General features: G+C 68.5%; 11 protein-coding genes. 3 read left to right on the top strand and 8 right to left on the bottom strand.

The genetic code is table 11. The features are described from left to right. Positions 1–414: 414 nt before the first annotated feature. The 6 genes from ACIBX3_RS25505 to ACIBX3_RS25480 form a co-directional block, all read right to left on the bottom strand. Positions 415–2988 (bottom strand): valine--tRNA ligase, encoded by a 2574-nt coding sequence (locus ACIBX3_RS25505; protein WP_397121021.1) that lies wholly within the window; start codon positions 2986–2988, stop codon positions 415–417. Between the two features lie 175 nt (positions 2989–3163). After that, positions 3164–4447, bottom strand: a complete 1284-nt coding sequence (gene clpX, locus ACIBX3_RS25500) for an ATP-dependent Clp protease ATP-binding subunit ClpX (RefSeq protein WP_188192332.1) — start codon at positions 4445–4447, stop codon at positions 3164–3166. A 184-nt stretch (positions 4448–4631) separates the two neighbouring features. Beyond that, complete coding sequence (locus ACIBX3_RS25495) at positions 4632–5255, bottom strand: ATP-dependent Clp protease proteolytic subunit (RefSeq protein ID WP_397121020.1); 624 nt, start codon at positions 5253–5255, stop codon at positions 4632–4634. Positions 5256–5266: 11 nt separating this feature from the next. After that, complete coding sequence (locus ACIBX3_RS25490; protein ID WP_397121018.1) at positions 5267–5899, bottom strand: ClpP family protease; 633 nt, start codon at positions 5897–5899, stop codon at positions 5267–5269. A gap of 1067 nt (positions 5900–6966) precedes the next feature. Next, on the bottom strand, positions 6967–8343 hold the full coding sequence (tig, locus tag ACIBX3_RS25485; protein WP_397121016.1) for a trigger factor: 1377 nt from the start codon (positions 8341–8343) through the stop codon (positions 6967–6969). Between the two features lie 167 nt (positions 8344–8510). Then, positions 8511–9377 (bottom strand): helix-turn-helix domain-containing protein, encoded by an 867-nt coding sequence (locus tag ACIBX3_RS25480; protein ID WP_397121014.1) that lies wholly within the window; start codon positions 9375–9377, stop codon positions 8511–8513. Positions 9378–9610: 233 nt separating this feature from the next. Here ACIBX3_RS25480 and ACIBX3_RS25475 point away from each other — a divergent pair, with 233 nt between their 5' ends. The 3 genes from ACIBX3_RS25475 to ACIBX3_RS25465 all read left to right on the top strand — a co-directional run bounded on the left by ACIBX3_RS25475 (position 9611) and on the right by ACIBX3_RS25465 (position 11823). Beyond that, positions 9611–10090 (top strand): ATP-binding protein, encoded by a 480-nt coding sequence (locus tag ACIBX3_RS25475; RefSeq protein ID WP_397121012.1) that lies wholly within the window; start codon positions 9611–9613, stop codon positions 10088–10090. A 97-nt stretch (positions 10091–10187) separates the two neighbouring features. After that, positions 10188–10883, top strand: coding sequence for a TetR/AcrR family transcriptional regulator (locus ACIBX3_RS25470; protein WP_397121010.1), 696 nt, complete (start codon positions 10188–10190; stop codon positions 10881–10883). Continuing rightward, positions 10873–11823, top strand: coding sequence for a VOC family protein (locus tag ACIBX3_RS25465; protein WP_397121008.1), 951 nt, complete (start codon positions 10873–10875; stop codon positions 11821–11823). Before ACIBX3_RS25470 ends, ACIBX3_RS25465 begins: the two co-directional genes overlap by 11 nt. 9 nt (positions 11824–11832) lie before the next feature. On the opposite strand, the gene ACIBX3_RS25460 is transcribed toward ACIBX3_RS25465, so the two are convergent. Beyond that, positions 11833–12333 (bottom strand): DinB family protein, encoded by a 501-nt coding sequence (locus ACIBX3_RS25460; RefSeq protein WP_397121006.1) that lies wholly within the window; start codon positions 12331–12333, stop codon positions 11833–11835. Further along, the gene (locus tag ACIBX3_RS25455; RefSeq protein WP_397121004.1) at positions 12326–13066 is read right to left on the bottom strand and encodes a hypothetical protein; all 741 of its coding nucleotides are present in this window, start codon (positions 13064–13066) and stop codon (positions 12326–12328) included. The genes ACIBX3_RS25460 and ACIBX3_RS25455 overlap by 8 nt, the downstream gene beginning before the upstream one ends. Positions 13067–13449: the final 383 nt, after the last annotated feature.

Genomic DNA, 13449 nt, shown 5'->3' with positions numbered 1-13449 from the left:
TCCAAGCAATAACCGTCAAATATGACGGGGTCATACATGTGTGATGCACATGCACTGGCTTTTAACACACTGTTGAGTTCTCAAGAAACGGACGCATTCATCCCGCCAGAATCTCTTCAGAGACCCTCGCGCGGAGGCTCACACTTCGTTTTCCCTTCAGACTACCAGATCCGGACGATTCTTGTCAAACCGCCCGATCCGGGAGCTTCCGGACTTGCCCCTCTTCGAGGCAACCCTGCTAACTTACTCCAACTTTCGGCCTTTGTCCAACCGCGTGGCGGACGCAACCCGAAACCGGAGTTCGATCAGAGGGATGTCAGGGCTAACCAGCCCCGCGTTGAAAACTCTAGCAGCCTCAGGGCCGGGGAAGGCCCATCTTCGGTAACGAATAGACCTTCCCCGCGTCTGTAAGGTTCAAACACCGAGGCCGGCGAGCTGAGCCTCCAGCCGCGCGATGTCGGCGGATGCCTGCTCGGCGCGGCTCCTGACCTTGGCGACCACGTCTTCCGGCGCCTTGGCCATGAACTGCTCATTGCCCAGCTTGGCCGCCACCTGCGCGGCCTCCTTGCGGGCGACGGCAAGATCCTTCTCCAGCCGCTTGCGCTCGGCCGCGACGTCGATGGCGCCTGCCGTGTCGATCTCCACGGTCACGTCGCCCACGGTCAGACGCGCCGTGGGGGCGAAGGATTCACCGGGCTCTGTCAGGCGCAGCAGCACGCGAGCGGCCGTCTCCTGGCCCGCCAGCGGCGTGCCGGCGAGGCCGAGGCGGGCAGCCACCTTCTGGCCCGGCTTGAGGCCCTGATCTGAGCGGAACCTGCGGACCTCTGTCACCAGCTCCTGCAGCGCGCCGATCTCGGCCTCGGCCGCCGCGTCCGCGTAGCGGGGGTCGGGGACCGGCCACGGCGCCACGACGAGCGACTCGCTACCCGTGACGGCCCGCCACAGTTCCTCGGTCACGAACGGCACCAGCGGATGCAGCAACCGCAGCAGCGAGTCGAGCACGTGGCCGAGGACCTGCCTCGTGTGCTCCAGTCCCTCGCCGAGCTGAATCTTGGCCAGCTCGAGATACCAGTCGCAGACCTCGTCCCACGCGAAGTGGTAGAGCAGGTCGGCCGCCTTGGCGAACTCGAACTCCTCGAACGCGGCGTCGGCCGCCGCCACCACGGTCTGCAGGCGCGACAGGATCCACCGATCGGCCGCGGTCAGCTCCGCGCCGCCGAGCGAGCCGACGGCGGCGCCGTTCATCAACGCGAATCTGGTGGCGTTCCAGATCTTGTTGCAGAAGTTACGCGAGCCGGCCGCCCACTCCTCGCTCACCGCGACGTCGGCGCCGGGGTTGGCGCCGCGCAGGAGCGTGAAACGGGTGGCGTCGGCGCCGAAGCGCTCCACCCAGTCGAGGGGGTCGACGACGTTGCCGAACGACTTGGACATCTTCTTGCCGTACTGGTCGCGGACCATGCCGTGCAGCGCCACGACCCGGAACGGCGGCTCGCCGTCCATGGCGTACAGTCCGAACATCATCATCCGGGCGACCCAGAAGAACAGGATGTCGTAGCCGGTGACGAGCACGGACGTCGGGTAGAAGCGGGCCAGCTCCGGCGTGTTGTCCGGCCACCCCAGCGTCGAGAACGGCCACAGCCCCGAGGAGAACCAGGTGTCCAGGACGTCGGAGTCCTGGGTGTAGCCGGCAGGCGGCTCCTCGTCGGGGCCCACGCAGACGACCTCGCCGTCCGGGCCGTACCAGACCGGGATGCGGTGCCCCCACCACAGCTGCCGCGAAATGCACCAGTCATGCATGTCGTCGACCCAGTCGAAGTAGCGCTTGGCCAGCTCCGGCGGGTGGATGCGGGTGCGCCCGTCGCGAACGGCGTCGCCGGCCGCCTTGGCCAGCGGCGAGACGTTGACGAACCACTGCAGCGACAGCCGCGGCTCGACGACGGTCTTGCAGCGCGAGCAGTGGCCGACCGCGTGGACGTACGGGCGCTTCTCGGCGACGATCCTGCCCTCGGCACGCAGCGCGGCGACGACCGCGGGTCGAGCCTCGAAGCGGTCGAGCCCCTGGAACGGCCCGTGCGCAGTGATCACGCCACGCTCGTCCATGACGGTCAGCGACGGCAGGGAATGACGCCGCCCGATCTCGAAGTCGTTGGGGTCGTGGGCCGGGGTCACCTTGACCGCTCCGGTGCCGAACGCCGGATCGACGTGCTCGTCGGCGACCACGGGGATCATGCGGCCGGTGAGCGGCAGCTCGACCATGGTGCCGACCAGATGGGCGTAGCGCTCATCTGAGGGGTGGACGGCCACAGCGGTGTCGCCGAGCATGGTCTCGGCCCGCGTGGTGGCCACCACGATCTCGTCGGAGTAGCGGATCGAGATCAGCTCACCCTCGTCCTCGCTGTGCTCCACCTCGATGTCGGACAGCGCGGTGAGGCAGCGCGGGCACCAGTTGATGATGCGCTCAGCACGGTAGATCAGCCCGTCGTCGAACAGGCGCTTGAAGATCGTCTGCACGGCCCGGGACAGTCCCGTGTCCATGGTGAAGCGCTCGCGCGACCAGTCGACGCTGTCGCCCAGCTTGCGCATCTGGCCGAGGATCCGGCCGCCGGACTCCTCCTTCCACTGCCAGACCCGCTCGACGAACGCCTCGCGTCCCAGGTCGTGCCGCGACAGGCCCTGCTTGGCCAGCTCGCGCTCGACGACGTTCTGAGTCGCGATGCCGGCGTGGTCCATGCCGGGCAGCCAGAGCGTCTCGCGCCCCTGCATGCGGGCGCGGCGCGTGAGCGCGTCCTGGATGGAGTGATCGAGCGCGTGCCCGATGTGCAGGACGCCCGTCACGTTGGGCGGGGGCAGGACGATGCTGTACGGCTCGCGCGAGCTGCCCGGGTCGGCGCCGAAGTAGCCTTCGGATACCCAGCGCTCGTAGCTGCGGGTCTCGACGTCGGCCGGTGTGTATTGCGTAGGCAGCTCTGGCGTTGTCACAGTGACCAATTCTAGGGAGGCGGGCAAGCGGAAAACGCCTCAAGCCCCGAACCCGGCGCCGTGCCGTCACTGGGCGGAGCGCTCGGCGCGTTCAGGGGACTCCCCTGCGGCCGCGGGCTCAGAACGCCGAAAACGCCCGCGTGGCGTGCTGCCACGGGGCGCTCGGTGTGCCGGATCGGCAGGCTCAGGCCGACTTCTCGCGCGGGGTGCGCTGCTGTTTGGCGGCCAGTTGGTCACGCGGGACGAGCGTCGGGATCGCGTGCTCGAGCACCGACTCGCGGGTGATGACCACGCGGGCGACGTCCTGCCTGGAGGGCACTTCGTACATGACGGACTGGAGCACCTCCTCCAGGATCGCGCGCAGTCCGCGGGCGCCGGTGCCGCGCAGGATGGCCTGGTCGGCGATGGCCTCGAGCGCACCGTCGGTGAACTCCAGCTCCACGCCGTCGAGCTCCAGCAGCTTGCGGTATTGCTTGACCAGCGCGTTGCGCGGCTCGGTGAGGATCTGGATGAGCGCCTCGCGGTCGAGGTTGTGCACCGAGGTGATGACCGGCAGACGGCCGACGAACTCGGGGATCATGCCGAACTTCAGCAGGTCCTCGGGCATCACGTCGCCGAAGATGTCGACCGTGTCGACCTCTTCCTTCGACCGGATGATGGCGTTGAAGCCGATGCCCTTCTTGCCGATGCGCGACTCGATGATCTTTTCCAGACCGGCGAACGCGCCACCGCAGATGAACAGCACGTTGGTCGTGTCGATCTGGATGAACTCCTGGTGCGGGTGCTTGCGGCCGCCCTGCGGAGGCACCGATGCCGTGGTGCCCTCCAGTATCTTCAGCAGCGCCTGCTGGACGCCCTCACCGGAGACGTCGCGAGTGATCGACGGGTTTTCGCTCTTGCGAGCGATCTTGTCGACCTCGTCGATGTAGATGATGCCGGTCTCGGCCTTCTTGACGTCGTAGTCAGCGGCCTGGATGAGCTTGAGGAGGATGTTCTCCACGTCCTCGCCGACGTAGCCCGCCTCCGTGAGCGCGGTGGCGTCGGCGATGGCGAAGGGCACGTTGAGCATCTTCGCCAGGGTCTGCGCCAGCAGCGTCTTGCCCGAGCCGGTCGGGCCGAGCAGCAAAATGTTGCTCTTGGCCAGCTCCAGACCGTCGTCTCTGCCCCGGTCACCGGACTGCACCCGCTTGTAGTGGTTGTAGACCGCCACCGAGAGGGCCTTCTTCGCCTTGTCCTGACCGATGACGTAGGCGTCGAGGAACTCGTAGATCTCCCTCGGCTTGGGCAGGTTGTCCCACTTGAGCTCGGAGGACTCGGAGAGCTCCTCCTCGATGATCTCGTTGCAGAGATCAATGCACTCATCGCAGATGTAGACGCCTGGACCGGCAATGAGCTTCTTGACTTGCTTCTGGCTCTTTCCACAGAAAGAGCACTTCAGCAGGTCTCCCCCGTCGCCGATGCGTGCCACCCCAGATACTCCTTTGCGTGGGACCGCCCTGCTCTCGCGAGCAGTGTCTCCGGACATCCTCCGGACTTGGCCGAACCGCTCAGGTTTCGACGTTACCGTCTTCTGGGCCCTCAGTGAGCCCCCTAGCGGCGAGTCGCACCGGAACGTGCCCTATTGGGCAGCGCTCCGGTGCGTCACGTCTCGTCTAGGAAGCCACGGCCTGAGCGCGTTTCTTCCTGGACGGGATGATGTCATCGATCAGACCATACGCCTTTGCCTCGTCCGCGTTGAGAATTTTGTCGCGTTCGATGTCCTTGCGAACTTCGGCCGAGGACTTGCCCGTGTGCCGGGCCACGATGTCCTCGAGCAGAGTCCGCATGCGCAGGATCTCTCTGGCCTGGATCTCGATGTCGCTGCCCTGGCCGCCGCCCTCGGTGGAGGGCTGGTGGATCAGCACCCGGGCGTTGGGCAGCGCGAACCGCTTGCCCGGCGTGCCGCCGGACAGCAACACGGCCGCCGCGGAGGCGGCCTGACCGAGGCAGACGGTCTGGATCTCCGGCCGGACGAACTGCATCGTGTCGTAGATCGCCGTCATGGCCGTGAAAGACCCGCCGGGCGAGTTGATGTAGATGCTGATGTCACGGTCGGGGTCGAGCGACTCCAGCGTCAGCAGCTGGGCCATCACGTCGTTGGCCGACGCGTCGTCGATCTGCACTCCGAGGAAGATGATGCGGTCCTCGAAGAGCTTGTTGTACGGGTTCATCTCCTTCACGCCGTAGGACGTGCGCTCGACGAAGGAGGGGAGAACGTAACGGCTCTCGATGTTCATGTCAGCTCCCCCTAGGAGACTGGGCCGTGTGAGGGCACCTGCCGTGCGCTACGGACGACGTGGTCGATGAAGCCGTAGTCCTTGGCCTCCTCGGCCGTGAACCAGCGATCGCGGTCGGAGTCGGCCTCGATCTGGTCCAGCGGCTGCCCCGTGTGGAAGGCGATCCGCTCGGCCAGCGTCTTCTTCACGTAGAGCATCTGCTCTGCCTGAATGGCGATGTCGGCGGCGGTGCCGCCGATGCCGCCGGACGGCTGGTGCATCATGACACGGGCATGAGGCAGAGCGTAACGCTTGCCCCTGGCCCCGGCGGTGAGCAGGAACTGCCCCATGGAGGCCGCCATGCCCATCACAACCGTCGATACGTCGTTCGGCACGTATTCCATCATGTCGTAAATCGCCATGCCCGCACTCACCGAGCCCCCCGGCGAGTTGATGTAGAGCGAAATGTCGCGCTCCGGGTCGTCGGCCGCGAGCAGCAGCAGCTCGGCGCAGATGCGGTTGGCGATCTCGTCGTTGACCTCCTGCCCGAGCACGATGATGCGCTCGCGGAGCAGGCGCTGGTAGAGCTGGTCTTCAAGCCGGAAGGCGGAGCCGTTCTCACGGCCTCGAGACTCAGGCTGATAGAAGGTCGGCGGGCTGGTCACAGCGTCACCTTCCGATGCGTCGTAATCGATTGGCTTTGCTTGTGACCCTAACGCGCGCCGCCCACAGGTCATGCCCGGTCCCGGTACTGTTCGCTGACGGCGCAGGTTCGGGTCTTGTGCCGGTGCGGCGTGGCCGTGCGTGCCGGCGGTGACGTGCCTGGCGCGCCCTGAGAGGGCGAGTCCGCGTGGCGCGGGCGCCGAGGGCGGTTCGGTCCGGCCTCACGCCCTACGCGCTCGCCCTGAGCCGTCTGAGCGCCTGCCGCGCTTTCCGCCTCGGGGTGCCGGACCGCGTTCCCATGTACGCCGGGACCCGCCGCCACGGGGGTTCAACAGGTGTGGCACCGGGGCACATCGGTGGCGACACGGCGGTTCCCGACAGGACAACTTCGTCGCGGACGCGCGTGTCGTCGCGGCGTCCGGCGTCGAGGTCTCGCCCCTACGGCACAGCAGCCGCACGGCACCCCAGCAGCGTCCTCCGCGCCTCCGCGCCTCCGCGGCCTCCACACCTCACGTCCTGCGGCAGGAGCAGGCCGAAGGGCGGCCCGCGGGGCACAGCACCGGCGACACGGCAACGACATAGCGGCATTCCCCGGCACGGCCACGCAGCGGAGAGCCGGAGATACCGACGGCACGAAGTCCGGAGTCGTGGAGACATCCAGCACCCCGGCGACGTGTAGGGCCGGAGGCTGCGCCGGAGATGGGGGGACGCGGAGGGCACGAAGGCCCGGAAACTCGAGGGGCGCGGAGACCCGGGGGCCTGGGGCGCGGAGGGCACCGCGACCCGGAGGCGCGAAGACGCGGAGGGCACGGCGGCCCGGAACCCGGCGGCACGGGAACCCAGGGACCCGGGCCCGGGGGCGCGGAGGGCCCGGCGGTCCGGAGACGCGGGAGGCGGAGAGCCGGCGGCCCGGGGGCCTAGGGACCGGCGCGGGTGGTGTGGAGTGCGGGTGTGCGCTGGGAGCGCTGATTGCCGGAAGCGGTGAGGGCCAGCGGTGCGGTGGGCGGGGTACGACGAAGCCCCCGGCCGCTCGGGGCCGGGGGCTTCGTCGATTGCCTGGTGGGAAGGGTTACGCCTCGGCCTTGTCCTCGGCCGCGGCCTCCTCCTCGACGACCTCTTCGCCGTTGATCTCGCTGTAGATCGCCTTGAGGTCGACCTCGTTGCCGTCGGCGTCGACGACCTTGGCCGCGTCACCGATCACGGACTTGGCCTTGTCGCGGACGATCTCGACCATGGCCAGCGTGAGCTGGTCGTTGTCGGCCAGGTGCTTGGCCAGCTCGTTGGGCTGGACGCCCATCTCCATGGCGCGGCGCACCACGAAGTTGGTCAGCTCCTGCTCCGAGACACCCAGGTCCTCAGCCTTGACGATCTTGTCGAGCACGAAGCCGACCTTGAGCGCGCGGGCGGAGTTCTGCTCGAACTCGGCCATGCGCTCCTCCTCCGTCGTCTGGTAGAGGCGGAAGAAGGCGTCGCGGCTCAGGCCGCTCTCGGCCACCTGGTGGTTGAGGTTGTGCTTGCGGGAGTCGATCTCGACCTTGAGCGCGCTCTCCGGCAGCGGGATGTCGATCTTGTCCAGCAGCGCGTCGAGGGCCTTCTCGCGGGCCTGGACGACCTGGTCGATGAGCTTGTTGCGGCGGGCCTGCTCGCGGATGCTGGCCTTGAGCTCGTCGAGCGTGTCGAACTCGCTGGCGAGCTGGGCGAACTCGTCGTCGAGCTCGGGCAGGACCTTCTCCTTGACCGACTTGACGGTGATGATCACGTCGGCTTCCTCGCCGGCGTTCTCGCCGCCGACCAGCTCGGTCTTGAAGCCCTTCTCCTCGCCCGCGGACATGCCCTCGAGCGAGGCGTCGAGGCCCTGCAGCACGGAGCCGGCGCCGACCTCGTACGAGACCTCGCTGGCCGCCTGCTCCTCGATGTTCTCGCCGTCGATCTCGGCGCGCAGGTCCATCACGACGAAGTCGCCGTTGGCGGCGGGACGCTCCACGCCGGTCAGCGTCGCGAAGCGCTGGCGCAGCGCGTCGAGCTGCTTGTCGACGTCCTCGTCGGAGACCTCGGCGGAGTCGACCGTGACCTCGAGGCCCGCGTAGTCGGGAACCTCGAAATTGGGCCGGATGTCGACCTCGGCGGTGAACTCGATCTGCTCACCGTCTTCGATCTTCGTGACCTCGATGTCCGGCTGGCTGACCGGGAACACGTCGACCTCGTCGACGGCCTGGCCGTAGAGCTTGGGCACCGCGTCGTTGAGGGTCTCCTCCAGCACTACCGCCCGGCCGAAGCGCTGCTCGATGATGCGGGCCGGAACCTTGCCAGGCCGGAACCCGGGGACGCGCACCTGCTGCGCGACCTTCTTGTACGCCGCATCCATGCTCGGGCGCAGCTCGTCGAACGGCACCTCGACAGTGAGCTTGACCCGCGTGGGGCTGAGCTCCTCGACAGCGGTCTTCACGGAATGGTCTCCTTGATCATGCTACGAGTGATCGCGGGCGCGTCCCTTCGGTACGGCTCACGCGCCGCGCCCACATGTGCGGTGTTGGGCATGCTCCGCCTCGGCAGCATCCAACGCCGATGGTCCAGTCTAGGGCAGATGCGCACCCGACAACGACGCCGCCGCGGTCAGAACTCGTCAGCGATCGTCCGCAGGAGCTCGACCGTCTCGTCAGGCGTGGTGCTCACGGCGCACAACCGCTCCATGACCTCAGTGTATCGGTCCACATCCTCGCGCTTGTCCAGGTAGAGAGCGCTGGCGAGCTGCTCGACGTACACGACGTCGGGCAGGTCCGGATCGGGAAAGCGCAGGATGCTGAACGCCCCGCCTTCCGCGCTGTGCCCTCCGAAGCTGAACGGCATGATCTGGATCGTGATGTTCGGCTGGCGCATGAGGTCGATGAGGTGCTCGATCTGGGCCCTCATGACCTCGGCTCCGCCGATCGGCCGCCGGAGCGCGGCCTCGTCGATCACCGCCCAGAAGACCGGCCCGTCCTCCTTGTCCAAAATCCTCTGGCGCTCCAGCCGGAGATCCACCCTCCTGGCGATCTCCTCGGCTCCGATGCCCGCCGTGCCGGCGGTCACCACGGCCCTGGCGTACTCCTTGGTCTGCAGCAGTCCCGGCACGAACTGGACTTCGTAGGTCCTGATCCGGGCGGCGGCCTCTTCGAGGCCGACGTACGCCTGGAACCACGTGGGCAGGACATCGTTGAACCGGTGCCACCAGCCCGGCTCGTTGGCGGTGGCGACCAGGTCGAGCACGGCGGAGCGAGCCTGCTGATCCACGACCCCGTACAGGGTGAGCAGGTCCGCCACGTCGCGTTCTTTGAACCCCACTCGGCCCAGCTCCATGCGGCTGATCTTGGATTCCGAGCCCCGGATGAGGTGGCCCGCCTCCTCACGAGTGACGTTCTTCGCTTCCCTGAGCTTGCGCAGCTGGGAGCCCAGGAGGATGCGCAGCGCCGTCGGCCCGGAACCCGGCTGGTTCTGCGTCACTTTGCCTCCTATCAAGGTCCGCACACACAGTGACACCACATTGCGGCCTATGACAAGGTCTCAACCCCGTGTCCGATTCGGCATCTATGCCCCAAAAAGCCGCTTGCTATTGCACACTGCGGATGCACGTGCATTTGGGTCTTGCAGCCGCACCGGTCGGTGACTCATGATGGCTTAGTGCATATTGGGCCATACATGCACTAACCAAGGCTGAACGGGGAGGTATCGGCAGGATGGTGGAGGACCCTCTGACCACTGCCGATTGCCTGCAGATCACCCGGGAAGTCGGCTTCGACCACCTGCTCATGGGTGGCGGCAAGCCGTACACGACCGCGTGCCCGTTGCCCTTTCAGGCCGACTCGGTGAAGACCGCCAGGGACGTGACCCGCTCCACGCTTCAGGGCTGGGGCCTGCACGACCTGAGCGACGACGCCGCGCTCGTGGTGTCGGAGCTGGTGACGAACGCGGTGCGGTACGCGATGTACGCGGCCGGGCGGCGCGAGATCGAGCTGCTGCTCATGCGGGTCTTCCCGCACGTGCTGCTGGCGGTGGCCGACCCGAGCGACGAGGCGCCGCGGCCCAAGGAGCCCGACTTCATCTCCGAGAACGGGCGCGGCCTTTACATCGTCGAAACCTACAGCCAGACCTGGGGCTGGGACCGCCTGGACCGCGGCGGCAAGGCCGTCTGGGCGCTCTTCCGCGCCGAGCCCTGATCCCGATCGTTCCGTACGTCTCCTTGGCATTCTTGTGCCCACACTCGTGACCAGAATGCTAGATTGGTCATCAGTCATCAGTCATGAGGAGGGCGGCGTGCGTACCGAACAGACCGGGCGGGCCGACCGGATCCTCGACGCGGCCAAGGACCTGCTGCTGCGCTGGGGATACCGGCGGGTGACGATCGACGAGATCGCCAAGCGGGCCGGGGTCGGCAAGGGCACGATCTACCTGCACTGGCGAACCCGCGAGCAACTGTTCTTCGCCGTGGGCGCCCGGGAGGCGGTCGCGATGCTGGACGCGATCGTCGAGGCCATGCGGGCTGATCCGGACGAGATCGCGCTGCACCGGTACATGCGCAGGTTCTTCCTGGAGGCGATGCGGCGGCCGGTGCTGCGCGCGATCTTCACCAGGGACGAGGAGACGCTCGACAAGTTCCTCTCCAGCCCGGCCAGGAAGCCGCTGGAGGGCGCCAAGCTGCTCGCCTCGCGCGAATACCTCGGCGTGCTCGCCCGGCACGGCCTGCTGCGGGCCGGCCTGCGGCCCGAGGACCTCGACTACCCACTGCCGACGATCGTGTTCGGGTTCTTCGCGATCGAGCCGTTGCTGCCGGCGGAGGTCACGCTGGGCCTGGAGGAGAAGGCCGGTCATCTGGCCGACACCCTGCACAGGACGTTCGAGCCGGAGCGGCTGCCGGACTGCGAGCCGGCGGCCGAACGGGTGATCGAGGTCTTCGAGCGGTTCTCCCATGACTTCCGAGAGGCGGCGTACGGAGGCGAAGATGGAGCATGACATCGGCGGGCTGCACCATGTGGGGCACGTCGTCCACGACATGGGGCGGGCGCTGGAGCGGTACCGGCGGCTCGGGTTCGCCCTGCCCGGGCCGGCCTATCCGGTGCTGGGCGAGCCGCCCGAGCCGTTCGGGGTGGCCAACGCCCACGCCTACCTGGGCGGGAACTTCATCGAGCTGGTCGCCGTCGCGCAGGCGGGACACCTCCCCGACGACGCGCGTCCCATTCCGCTTCAGGTGCCCGAGGACAGGCTGCCCGCGTTCAGGGAGGCCGTCCGGGGCGCCGTCGCCAATCTGAACGCCTGCCTGCGGCGCTTCGAGGGCGTGCACATCCTGATGTTCGACTCTCCCGACATCGACGGCGCCGCCGCGCGGCTGGCGGCCGGAGGCGCCGGGCACGGCGGGGTGCACGCCGCCCAGCGGCCGGTCGAGACGGCGGAGGGGGTGCTGATGGAGCCCGTACGGTACCTGGAGATCGACGGCGCCGGGCCCGGCCTCGTGCCGGAGGGGCGCGTCGGGCTGGCGGAGAACGCCGCGGGCTCGCCGCACGGCGCGGCCGATCACCCCAACGGCGCGGTCGAGCTGGCCGGATGCGTGCTGTGCGTCGACGACGACGAGCTGGGCGACGCCGAGCGGCGGTACGAGCTCTACCTCGGGCGGGCGGCGCGGCGGGACGGGCCCGTGCGGACGTTCGCGCTGGGCGAGGGCCGGGCCGAGGTGGTGCTCGTCGCCGCCTCGGCGCTGGGCAGGCTGCTGCCCGGCGAGGAGGCGCCGGCGCTGCCCGGGTTCGCGGCCTACGCGGTTGAGGTACGGGACCTCGCGATGACCGGGCGGTTCCTGCGTGACGGTGACGTGCCGGTGCGCACGACACCCGCGGGCGAGATCTTCGTGCCTGCCCGGGCGGCGCTCGGGACCGCGGTCGTCTTCCGGCAGGCGGGCTGACGCGGGGCGTCAGTCGCCGGTGACGCCGTCGATACGCTCGCGCAGGAGATCCGCGTGGCCGTTGTGGCGGGCGTACTCCTCGATCATGTGGACGAGGATCCAGCGGTGCGTGCAGTCCTGGCCGTTGCGGTCGCCGACGGCGTCCAGCGGCTTGGCTGCCGAGATGGCGCGGGCGCGCTCGATCTCGTCCTGCCAGGTGGCGAACGCCTCCTCGGCCGAGGCCTTGTCGACGTCGTTGAAGTCGGCGTCGTTGTCGCGGTCCTTGTCCCACAGCCTCGGGACGGCCTCACCGTTCAGCACCCGGCGGAACCACATCCGTTCGACGTGCGCCATGTGCCTGACCAGGCCGAGCAGGGACAGGGTCGAGGGCGGCGCGGAACGCGCGCGCAACTGCTCGTCCGACAGGCCGGCGCACTTGACGGCGAGCGTGGCGCGGTGCCACTCGAGCCAGTTGTTGAGCACTGTCAGCTCGTCGCCGGTCAGCGGTGGAGGGGTGCGGGGATCAGTCACGAGACCTGACCTTATCTTGGAGGACCCGGTAGACCGCCTCGCGCACGGTCTCGTCCCGTACGCCGGCGACGAAGTCGTCGGGGGTGTCGCCGCAGAGGCGGCGTAACTCGGCCGACCCGTCCAGGAGGTCCTGGATCAGGGCCCGCTGCGGCGCGAGGCGCCGGGGGCGGCCGTCGCGGCCGGCCAGGCAGCCGTGCCTTCCCGTGTAGACGAAGGGAGGCGGGTGGCGTAACCCCGACTCCAGGGTGATCGGGTGGCGGAGCGGGCGGCGGTGGTAGTTGGGTTCCGTGAGGTCCAAGGCTGCGAGCTGCTCCTCGTCGAGCCAGAGCACGAACAGCCTGGAGGACTCGCCGGGGGTCTCGATGGGGGCGGCCGGCACGTACCCCCACCTGCTGACGTGGGCGGACACGCCGGGTGCGACGCCTGGGACGTCGGCGAGCGTCATGGGGACGACCGGGCGTACCGCGTGGTCGCGGAACTTCCTGAGCAGCTGGCCGGGCGCGGCGTTGGAGCCCACGGCGACGACCGGGTGCCGCTCGCCCAGGGGCGGTAATCCGCCGCGGGCCAGCAGGGCGGCCAGTGTCTCCCCCGCGGCCTCCCACTCGTCCGGCGGGCCGGCGTCGAGAGGCCGCAGCGGTATGTACGTGTCGTCGAACAGGACGCCGGACGTCGCCGGGATCCGGCCGGGATAGGTGAGGGGGCGGGAGATCGGGTCGTCCTGGAACAGCCGCATGGCTCCACGATGCCCGCTCTGCCCGCGCCCGCGCTCCGGCAGGCGGCCTCTACGCGACGAGCGTTCCAGGCTGGTACTTCACCTGGGTGGCGCTGCTCGCTCTCGCCTGGATGTTCATCGGGCTGATCTGGCTGGGCACGCTCGCCCGCATCCTGTCCAGGACAGCGAGGACTGTTCCCGATCGGACGGGCCACGAAATTCCCTGGTGGCGTGCTCTTCGCTGTCGATGATGCGGGGTTCATCGGGGGCGCCGGATTCGCCTGGAGCCCTGACGGTGAGCCCCCTCAAGTCGGCGGGGCAGAAGCCTACGTTCACCTGCGCGGCCCCTGGTACACCTGGCGGGAGGGCATCTAGGCGTCAGGAGCGCTGCCCGTCGACGTTTC

Origin of the sequence: Nonomuraea sp. NPDC049480 (assembly GCF_044465905.1) — a bacterium.
Taxonomy (GTDB): domain Bacteria; phylum Actinomycetota; class Actinomycetes; order Streptosporangiales; family Streptosporangiaceae; genus Nonomuraea.
Note: the sequence above shows the minus strand (reverse complement) of the source record. Positions and strands in the feature narration are given on the sequence as shown.